We start from the raw sequence: 9,470 nt of genomic DNA, 5'->3' as shown, positions 1-9,470 counted from the left end.
TTTCAGCGATATGGTAATTTGCAGCCAATTCCAATTGAGTGCTGTAATTCCGTAAGTAATTGAGTGTTAATAATAATTGATCCTCTATAGCTAAAGTATGAGGACGCCCAGATTTCTTTTTAAGTGATTCTGCTTCTTTTAAAACTTCGACCATTTCACTAAAAACTGGTCGAGGTACGCCAACCAAGCGCTTGAATTCAGAATCTGAAAAACGGTTTAATTTCTGATATTTCATGGAATCTATATTGAGGCAGTTTTTACTTTCGCAAGAGGTCTAGCGTGTGACGTTTTAAGCAAAACCTATTCGTATTGTAAATGAAATAAGCCACAAGGCGTGCCAATTGCACGCCTTGTTTTTATTTGAAATAGTATTTGTGATGTGATCACTTGGAATTTGATTCGTCAACTGAGCCTAAGCAATATAGTTCTGCTTTGGATTTAAATCGGCACAATTCAAAGGATTTAAGGCACATTGCAATTCATCAATTTGTTGCTGACTGACATAGCCTTGTCCAATCAGGTGTTTTGCAATGTGGTCATCTCTCAGGCTTAAAAATGCAGCATCATACACGCCTAAATCGACAAATAAGGCTGCAGTTTCAAGGCTGTTAAAACGGTCTAAATACACGTCATTGCCATACAGTAGAAAAATATGTTCAGTGGGTACATGTGCATCGACCTTTAAGCGTTCTGCCAACTCAAAAGGTGAGGTTTTAATGAACAGTAAATCGGACAATTCATCAAATTGAGCTGTATCGAGTTGTGCCTCATCAGTTTTGACTTTACCTAACCATGCTTTAAAGACCAGTACCGCACCACCACGTAATAACATACTCCAAATGTGTTGGCGGGTGCTTTGATCTAAGCCTTGCGCTTCTTGTTCCAAAATATCCAGTAATTGCTGTTCCTGTGCTGAAAGTTTGTTGAACAGACCTAAACCCTGTGGTTGATACGCCGCAGGACGAAACACATCAAAATTGAGTTCCTCAAAGACTTGCAGGGCTAAGGGCACCGCAGTTTGATACAGGGTATTCAGCGCTTGTAGATGGGGAGCTTTGAGTTTGCTGTTTTGAAACAGACGATCCCAATGAATTTCGGGCAATAGGGCATTCACGCCATATTGACGCTGTAGCTGCTGTGTTTGTTCTGCGAGCTGCTGTTCATGGTTCACGGTATTCATGAGATTCTTCCTAAAACGTGAAAACAGGTCGATCAACGCTGATAGGGCAAGCAATGTGTTTGGATGTAGTTTGGAGAGGAACGCGCTGATCATTTCTTGTACTTAGTTATGCGCGCAGATCGTCAACGGGTGTATAAGACTAAAGTCTAATATGTTGCAATGTGCTTAGAAAAGCTTTTATAAAATCGCCAATTAAAAAAATTGTAAGCAAGTTTGGGTGCATTTGCTTACAATCTTGTCAGGCTTTGCCATAGCGAATCTTATCATGAAATTTAATGTGAATTGTAGCGCATTAAAACACAGTATTTTTGAAAACTTTGGTTAATTGGGGCGCTGCATCAGGTCAATTGCTGTCAATATTGACAGCAAATGTGTTGGATTTTCATTGTAGCCATATTTCGCTATGTAAAGTGAAGCCTCGTCATCGTACTGGCAAATGTAACCAAACCAGAAAATGTAACTAGGTCAGTGCGCTCATCCTAGCTTTATTTCTGTGGGATGAACGCCCAAAATTAGCCAAAGTCAGGTAGCTGAATCAAGACCCTGAAATTTTCAGACCCGATAACCAAGAACGTAGTGATGCTGGTTTTAATGGTTTTCTCAGTAAGATGATGTTGAGTTCTTTTAAGCGTTGCGGTAGTTCTGGATCAGAGTCAGCAGTAATTAACGCCACAGGTACATCAGCTTGACGATGTTCCAGAATAAAATCTAAACCGATTTTATCGTCATTTAAGTGCTGATCGACCAACCAAACTTGAATGTGCTCACGTTGAATCAACTCAATTGCTTGTTCAGGTTCGGTGGCTTTAAATACGTGATAGCCCCATTTACTCAGCAGGGTCGCCATGCCTTCCAAAATGGTTTCATCATTGTCTAAACACAAAATTTTATAGGCTTTGGTTTTCGATGGTACCACTTGCACAGGTGCCGCCACCACTTTTGGTGCTTCGACAATCGGCACTTCAATCATAAAGCACGAGCCTTTGCCCAATTCCGAATAGACATGCACAGGGTAGTTCAATAAACTGGTCATACGTTGCACAATTGCCAACCCAAGACCTAGACCTTGCTCACCCCAAGGCGAAGTATGCCCACAACGCTCAAATTCCTGAAACAGTTTAATACGTTGTTCTTCGGCAATACCTGGACCTGTATCCCACACCCCAATCCGAATATGTTGGGGATGTTCTGTGGAACGTAATACCCCAACCACCACACGCCCTTTAGCGGTATAGCGCAGCGCATTGCTGACAAAGTTTTGAATAATACGACGAATCCATTGCGGGTCAGTGTCAATCCAGAACTGTACATCATGCACACGAAATTCAATGCCACGTTGTGCCGCAATAGATTTAAATTGCAGGCTTAAATCGCTGAGTAAGTCATGCAGTGGATAAGCCTGACGTTTCGGCTGAATCGTACCTCCTTCCAAACGGGCAATATCCAGCAAGGCCGAAAGCATACTTTCTGCACCATGCAAGGCACGATCCAGTTGCTGTAAGGTTTTACGGTCTTCATCGGACTGAATGCTTTGCTCTAAAGCTGTACTAAATAAGCGCGCTGCATGCATCGGCTGTAATAAGTCATGACTGGCAGCGGCAATAAAGCGGCTTTTGGACATATTGGCTTTGTCGGCTTGTTCACGTGCCAATTGCTGCTCGGCCAAAGCATCGGCCAATTGTTGTGTGCGATCTTGTACCCGTGCTTCAAGTACTGCTTCGTTTTCACGGAATGCTGTAATATCGGCAAAGGTGGTCACGAAACCACCCCCTTGAATTGGATTACCACGCATTTGAATCACACGCCCATCTTTACGGATGCGCTCAAATTCATGCGCGCTGCCCATTTTCATCCAGTGAATACGTTTACGCACGTGTTCTTCAATCGAGCCAGGGCCACATTCACCACGTTCTGCGTTATAGCGAATCAAGTCGGCAATTGGACAACCGACATAGACAATATCTTTAGGATAATCAAACAGTTTGAGGTATTGATTGTTCCATGCAACCAAACACATATTTTCATCGACCACACTTACACCTTGGGTCATGTGGTCAATCATGGTCATGATTAGGTTTTGGTTAAAGCGTTGCCATTGTGAGGCTTGGTCAAGAATGTTTGCAACTTGTGCTAAAGCGAGTCCGTTATTGACCATAGCAGTGGTGAGTAAGGTACGCGCAGATGCTGCGCCAATAGTACCTGCCAAATATTGTTCGGTAAAACGCCACCACATGCCGTTGGCGTTGGCGTTTTCATTCAGCACCACATTATTTTGCTGACTAAACTGTTCAAAGGCTTGTCGGGTTGGAGATTCACCTGTAATGCGTTTTGCCAGCGTGATTAAATCACCTACTTTTAAACGTGCTACATCTTGATGTGAATAGCTGACCTCGTTGCTGATGTTCTGGGTTGGCAGAGGCTTGGTTTCATAATAAAAGAAACTTTCGGCTTGAATTTGTTCTGCCACACTTGGGCGAAAAATACGTGACACCCAAATATATAACAAAATATTTAAACCAAGCGCCCAAACGACTCCGTGTGTGAGCGGTGCAAAAGATTCAAAGCCGAGCAATGCTTCAGGGCGTAACCAGTTGATGCCCAAAGGCCCAAATAGTAAAAATTCACGGGTAAACTCGCTGAACTGACTTGGCAGGCTGCGTAAAATGGTCGGAAGCAGCAGGGTATAGGCCCACATCGTAAAACCGACAATTAAGCCCGCATAAACGCCCTGCTTACTGCCACCGCGCCAATACAAACCACCAATTAGGGCAGGGGAGAACTGCGCCACTGCACTAAAGGCCAGCAAGCCAAACACAGAAAGCTGATCAATATCGTTAAAGAAGTTGAAGAACAGGAACCCAAGCAGCATTACCACTAAAATACAAATGCGTCGGGTGAATTTCAGCACCAAAGGCAAACGCTTGTCATGGCGTGAGAAAATGCCCAAGCGCCACAAGGCAGGCATGATCAGGTCATTACTCAGCATGATCGACAGTGCTACCGAAGATACCAACAGCATGCCTGTCGAGGCGGAGAATCCCCCCAAGAATGCCAACAGCGTCAGCCAGTCTTGGTTATAGCTAAGTGGTAAAGACAAAACCGCCACATCGGGGATGGCTAAATATTGCGGAGCTGCATGTAAAGCCCAACTGGCAATTGGAACAATCGCGATGGTGGTTAAAATCAGATAAACGGCAAACCAACGACGCGCACCACGAATATGTTTTTCATCGCGCAGTTCGACCACCGCAACGTGAAACTGACGCGGCAAACAAATTATCGCTAAGGCCGCCAATAAGGTTTGCACCCAGAAGGTTTCAGGCACCCCAAACAGCTGCACTTCATGAAAGGTAATTGAAACATCATTGGCAATTTGATGAATATTGTCGGGCGCTTCAAATACAAAGAAGAAGGCCACAGCAAGCAAGGCAAATAATTTGACAAAGGATTCAAAGGCAACTGCGAGCATTAAGCCGCCGTGTTGTTCGGTATTGGCAATTTGTCGGGTACCAAATAGCATCGCTAAAATAGCCAATAAACCTGTTAGGAATAACACCGCATTGGTGGTACTTTCGACATTGGTGCTTTGATCCAAAATCACTGCGGCACTGAGTGCAATTGCACGTAATTGCAGAGCCAAATAGGGGATAATTGCAATCACGGCCAAAATTGTGACCAGTGATGCCAGTGGTCCGCTTTTTCCATAACGTGCGGCAACAAAGTCAGCAATAGATGAAATGGCGTGGTGTTGTCGCACGCGACCTAAACGTCGCCAAATATCATAACCAATAGCGACAAACAGCAGAGGGCCTAAATAAATCGGTAAAAAAATGATCCCTTCACGAACGGCTGCTCCCGTTGCGCCATAAAAAGTCCATGATGAACAGTACACCCCTAAAGTTAAGCTGAACATGAGCATGCGCCCACGTGTGCTTAAACGACTGGCATGTTTTTCCCCATAGAAAGCACAAATAAAAAGTAATGCGATATAGAGGGCTAAAACCCCCATAATGAGCCAGCTGTTCATGATGCCTTAAAAGTATCGACAATAGGGCTATGATAGCCTATTCCATAGTCTTTGCGCTGAGGTTGATCACTTTTTTAGCGACCAAAGTCTAAATTGCAAATGGGGCTCAACATTGTTAATTTTAAGTTCGAAATAATTCGAATTAAAAATTTGCGCCTAAGGCAGGGCGCTTTAAGGAGCAGGTTATGGATGAGGTACAAGTAGAACGTATTCTACAAAACCCAAAATTCAAAGAAATGGTTCGCAGAAAAAGTAACCTAAGCTGGACATTAACAGCAATCATGTTGTTTGTGTACGTAGGTTTTATGCTTTTAGTGGGCTATAACAAAGAATTTTTATTGAGTTCAATTTCTGGCGGCGTGACGACTTGGGGTATTCCACTGGGTCTGGGCATTATCGTTTTATCTTTCATTTTATGTGCGGTTTACGCATCAATTGCGAATAGCAAACTTGACCAATTGAATGAAGATGCGATGCGTGAAGTTGAAGCAATTACACATGAGAAAGGACCGCACTAAGATGAAATGGAATTCATTGAAAGCACTGGCTGCGTCTACTGTATTAATGTCAGGTATGGCATTTGCAGGACCAGATTTAGGTGCAGCAGAACAGCAGCCAACCAACTGGCCAGCAATTATTATGTTCTTGATTTTCGTTGGCGCAACTTTGTTCATTACTAAATGGGCAGCGAAGCAAACCACGAGCACCAAGGACTTCTATACCGCAGGCGGTGGTATTTCTGGTTTCCAAAATGGTCTTGCGATTGCAGGTGACTATATGTCAGCAGCATCGTTCCTCGGTATTTCCGCAATGGTGTTTATGTCAGGCTTTGATGGCTTGTTATATTCACTGGGCTTCATGGTGGGCTGGCCAATTGTATTGTTTTTGATTGCTGAACGTTTACGTAACTTAGGTAAATATAACCTTTCTGACGTGGTCTCGTTCCGTTTATCTGAAAAGCCAGTACGTACCCTTGCAGCATTTAGTTCGCTTGTTGTGGTTGCGTTCTATCTGATTGCACAGATGGTAGGTGCGGGTCAGTTAATCAAACTACTCTTTGGTTTGAACTATAACCTTGCTGTAGTAATCGTGGGTCTACTCATGATGGCTTACGTAATGTTCGGTGGTATGTTGGCAACAACTTGGGTACAGATCATCAAAGCGGTGATGTTACTATCAGGTGCAACTTTCATGGCCTTCATGGTAATGAAAGGTGTGGGCTTCAGCTTCACTAACATGTTCGAGCAATCAATCCAAGTATTCGCTAAAGTACATGACTTGAGCTTGGCAGATGCTACAAACATTATGGGTCCTGGTAAATTAGCGTCTAACCCAATTGATGCAATCTCGCTTGGTCTTGCATTAATGTTCGGTACTGCAGGTTTACCACACATCTTGATGCGTTTCTTCACTGTAAAAGATGCGAAAGAAGCGCGTAAATCAGTTGTAGTTGCGACAGGTTTCATTGGTTACTTCTACCTATTAACCTTCATCATTGGTTTTGGTGCGATCCTTTATGTATCAAACAACCCACAATTCCTTGATGTTGCGAAAATGGCAGTGACTGGCAAGTTAGAACTTGTTGGTGGTAACAACATGGCTGCGGTGCACTTGTCTGATGCAGTTGGTGGCGACTTGTTCATGGGCTTCATTTCAGCGGTAGCATTCGCAACAATTCTTGCGGTTGTAGCTGGTTTGACATTGTCTGGTGCTTCAGCAATCTCTCACGACTTATACGCTAACGTATTCAAGAAAGGTCAAACGACTCCTGAATCTGAACTTCGCATGTCTAAAATTGCAACTTTAGGCTTAGCTATCTTCGCAATGATCTTGGGTATTCTTTTCGAGAAACAAAACGTTGCGTTTATGGTCGGTTTAGCATTCTCTGTAGCAGCATGTGCAAACTTCCCAGTACTTGTACTATCTATGTTCTGGAAAGGCTTAACGACTCGCGGTGCAGTGATTGGTGGGGTAGCAGGCTTAGTTTCAGCAGTCACCTTGATTGTATTGTCTAAAGCAGTTTGGGTAGATACGCTGCAAATTTCTGACACACCAATCAATCCATTCAATGGTCCTGCGATCTTTGCAATGCCACTTTCATTCTTCTGCTGCTGGTTGTTCTCTATCACTGACAACTCTGCGCAAGCACAAGCTGAACGTAAAGCATTCGATGCACAGTTCGTACGCTCACAAACTGGTATTGGTATCTCTGGTGCATCTGACCACTAAGGTCTGAAACACCTCAAAAAAAGTCCCAGTCATGGGACTTTTTTTATGGCTGTATGTTGGGTTTGAACAAGCATGCTGATGCGTATTTAAGGATACAGGTATGGTGATATGCAATTTTGATACAGAGTGATTGCAATGCATGACTAAATAAGCTGCTATGTTGAATGCAATATAAAAAGAATAGGCAGCAGGCGTATGCACATATTAGACAATATCTGGAAAAGATTTCGGATATTACCTTCGGCATGGCTATTGTTTTTGCAGTTTGTGATTTTGCTACTCTCACTCTTTTCACATCACAACATGCCTTACAAAGTTATCACTTGGATGGTGGGGGTATTGGTGTTGCTGCTCATTGCCAAAGTGATTCGACAAACGCCAATGTTGAGTGTTTTGGGTCTAAGTTTTGTTTATGCAGCCTTGTTCTTTTCATTCTTTATTTTATTGGGTGTGCGGCATCCGCTTATTCTGGTGATAAGTCATGCGTGTGAAGCGGCAGCCTATTTTAGTGCCGCTTATGGTTTATTGCGCTATATGTTCCATGACCGCTATTTAACTAAAGATGAGCTGTTTGCTGCCGCAGCGGTGTTTACCTTAATCGCTTGGGGATTTGCCTTTTTATATAGCATTTGCCAGATTCTGATTCCACAAAGTTTTCAGAATCCAAATGCCGCAGGTTTGCAGAGTTGGCTAGACTTACTGTTTTTAAGTTTTAGTTTGCAGTCTGCGACAGGCTTATCTGATCTTATACCAATCAGCCCAGAAGCACGGGTGATTGCTATGTTGCAAATGTTTTGCGGGGTCATGTATTTTGCATTGATCGTGTCACGTTTAATTGCACTGCAATATATCAGTCATTTACCCCATCATCACCAAGATAATTCGGCTGACTAAAAACAGCGTACAAATTTTCGTGATAGATTTCAGGCATAAAAAAGACGCTCAACTGAGCGTCTTTTTAACTTCGGTGTCTAATATGAAATTAGAAACGGAATTTAGCGTTTACGCCAACAGTTTGTGTGTCACGTGCTTCACCTACAGCATTCGCATTTACATAGCTCGCACCTACCGCAACAGCAGGAGTGATGAAGTAATTTACGTTTGCAGCCCAAGCAGAATCGACAACAGCGTCAGCACTTGTTTCTGCATAAGAAGCACCTACGCTAAGCGCTGGTGTTAAATAAAGATCAGTTTTTAAGTTGTACATCGTGTCTTCACCATATACAAGGCCTGCTTCAAAACCAACAGCCATATTGGTGCCGTCAATTGCACCTACGTATTTTGTACGTGCAGTGATTGCGTCTTGGTCTTGATCGATTGTGTCTGACTCAAGCGCTGCTTTAGCAACACCATTAGCAAGGATATTGAAAGCGTCATAAGAAGTTTGGTCTGCAACGCTTGTATAACCTACAGCAACCAAGAAGTTAGGCGCAACAACTGCACCAAGTTCTAAGGCATAACGGTCGCCTTGGTCATCAGTTTTAAGGTTGTTTTTGCTGTCATGAATTGTGTGGCTATATGCTGCACTTGCATAAACAGGTACAAGCTTAGTTGGTACATACGCTTCAGCTTTAGCGCCATATGTGTGAGAAACGATATCAAAACCATCTTCGTCATATTCACCATAGTTGTATGCTAAAGAGAAGTTAGACGCTTGGTTTAAGAATGCAGCTTCAGCCAATGGACCTTTAGTTGCATCAACATTTTTGAAGTAGTAAGTACCTTGAACAGCACCAGTGAAATTCTTATCGTTTACAGTATTGTCGATGTATTCAGATTGACCTTGAACTTCGAATTGGTACGCTTGAGCACCGGTCATGGCTAATAATAATGCAGTGGCTAAACCGAGTTTTTTCATGATAGTTACCAGTTTTGTTAAAAATGGATGAAACGCCGATCATTTTAGTGTAACAATTTATTAAGTCAATCAACCAACAGGACTCTATTAAAAGAATTAAGTCCAATTGACTTTGTTATTCAAAAAATATTCAAATAGATTTTTTGCGACCTATAGACCTCTTGCGAAAGTCGTTA

At 42.9% G+C, this 9,470-nt stretch carries 6 protein-coding genes and 1 pseudogene; 3 read left to right on the top strand and 4 right to left on the bottom strand.

Annotated features, from left to right (window positions below; genetic code table 11):
* The 3 genes and pseudogenes from B2W49_RS03645 to B2W49_RS03635 form a co-directional block, all read right to left on the bottom strand.
* A pseudogene (locus B2W49_RS03645) lies at positions 1 to 235 on the bottom strand (IS5/IS1182 family transposase); the annotation flags it as partial.
* 177 nt (positions 236 to 412) lie between these two features.
* Positions 413 to 1,180: a hypothetical protein gene (locus tag B2W49_RS03640; RefSeq protein ID WP_291334395.1), complete on the bottom strand. Its 768-nt coding sequence runs from the start codon at positions 1,178 to 1,180 to the stop codon at positions 413 to 415.
* Positions 1,181 to 1,715: 535 nt separating this feature from the next.
* Positions 1,716 to 5,207, bottom strand: coding sequence for a PAS domain-containing hybrid sensor histidine kinase/response regulator (locus B2W49_RS03635; protein WP_291334394.1), 3,492 nt, complete (start codon positions 5,205 to 5,207; stop codon positions 1,716 to 1,718).
* Positions 5,208 to 5,392: 185 nt separating this feature from the next.
* Here B2W49_RS03635 and B2W49_RS03630 point away from each other — a divergent pair, with 185 nt between their 5' ends.
* From B2W49_RS03630 to B2W49_RS03620, 3 genes are all read left to right on the top strand, one after another.
* Positions 5,393 to 5,725, top strand: a complete 333-nt coding sequence (locus B2W49_RS03630) for a DUF485 domain-containing protein (RefSeq protein WP_291334393.1) — start codon at positions 5,393 to 5,395, stop codon at positions 5,723 to 5,725.
* A gap of 1 nt (position 5,726) precedes the next feature.
* Positions 5,727 to 7,436, top strand: coding sequence for a cation acetate symporter (locus B2W49_RS03625; protein WP_291334392.1), 1,710 nt, complete (start codon positions 5,727 to 5,729; stop codon positions 7,434 to 7,436).
* A gap of 195 nt (positions 7,437 to 7,631) precedes the next feature.
* Positions 7,632 to 8,330: an ion channel gene (locus B2W49_RS03620; protein ID WP_291334391.1), complete on the top strand. Its 699-nt coding sequence runs from the start codon at positions 7,632 to 7,634 to the stop codon at positions 8,328 to 8,330.
* An 88-nt stretch (positions 8,331 to 8,418) separates the two neighbouring features.
* On the opposite strand, the gene omp33-36 is transcribed toward B2W49_RS03620, so the two are convergent.
* Positions 8,419 to 9,297 (bottom strand): porin Omp33-36, encoded by an 879-nt coding sequence (gene omp33-36, locus B2W49_RS03615; RefSeq protein WP_291334396.1) that lies wholly within the window; start codon positions 9,295 to 9,297, stop codon positions 8,419 to 8,421.
* Positions 9,298 to 9,470: the final 173 nt, after the last annotated feature.

It is taken from the genome of Acinetobacter sp. UBA801, from assembly GCA_002296655.1.
Lineage (GTDB): Bacteria > Pseudomonadota > Gammaproteobacteria > Pseudomonadales > Moraxellaceae > Acinetobacter.
This window is presented reverse-complemented; position numbering and strand designations above follow the sequence as displayed.

Coding starts and splice junctions, on each gene's coding strand:
- B2W49_RS03625 (WP_291334392.1), top strand. CDS start 5,727: ATGAAATGGAATTCATTGAAAGCACTGGCTGCGTCTACTGTATTAATG.
- B2W49_RS03630 (WP_291334393.1), top strand. CDS start 5,393: ATGGATGAGGTACAAGTAGAACGTATTCTACAAAACCCAAAATTCAAA.
- B2W49_RS03635 (WP_291334394.1), bottom strand. CDS start 5,207: ATGAACAGCTGGCTCATTATGGGGGTTTTAGCCCTCTATATCGCATTA.
- B2W49_RS03640 (WP_291334395.1), bottom strand. CDS start 1,180: ATGAATACCGTGAACCATGAACAGCAGCTCGCAGAACAAACACAGCAG.
- B2W49_RS03620 (WP_291334391.1), top strand. CDS start 7,632: ATGCACATATTAGACAATATCTGGAAAAGATTTCGGATATTACCTTCG.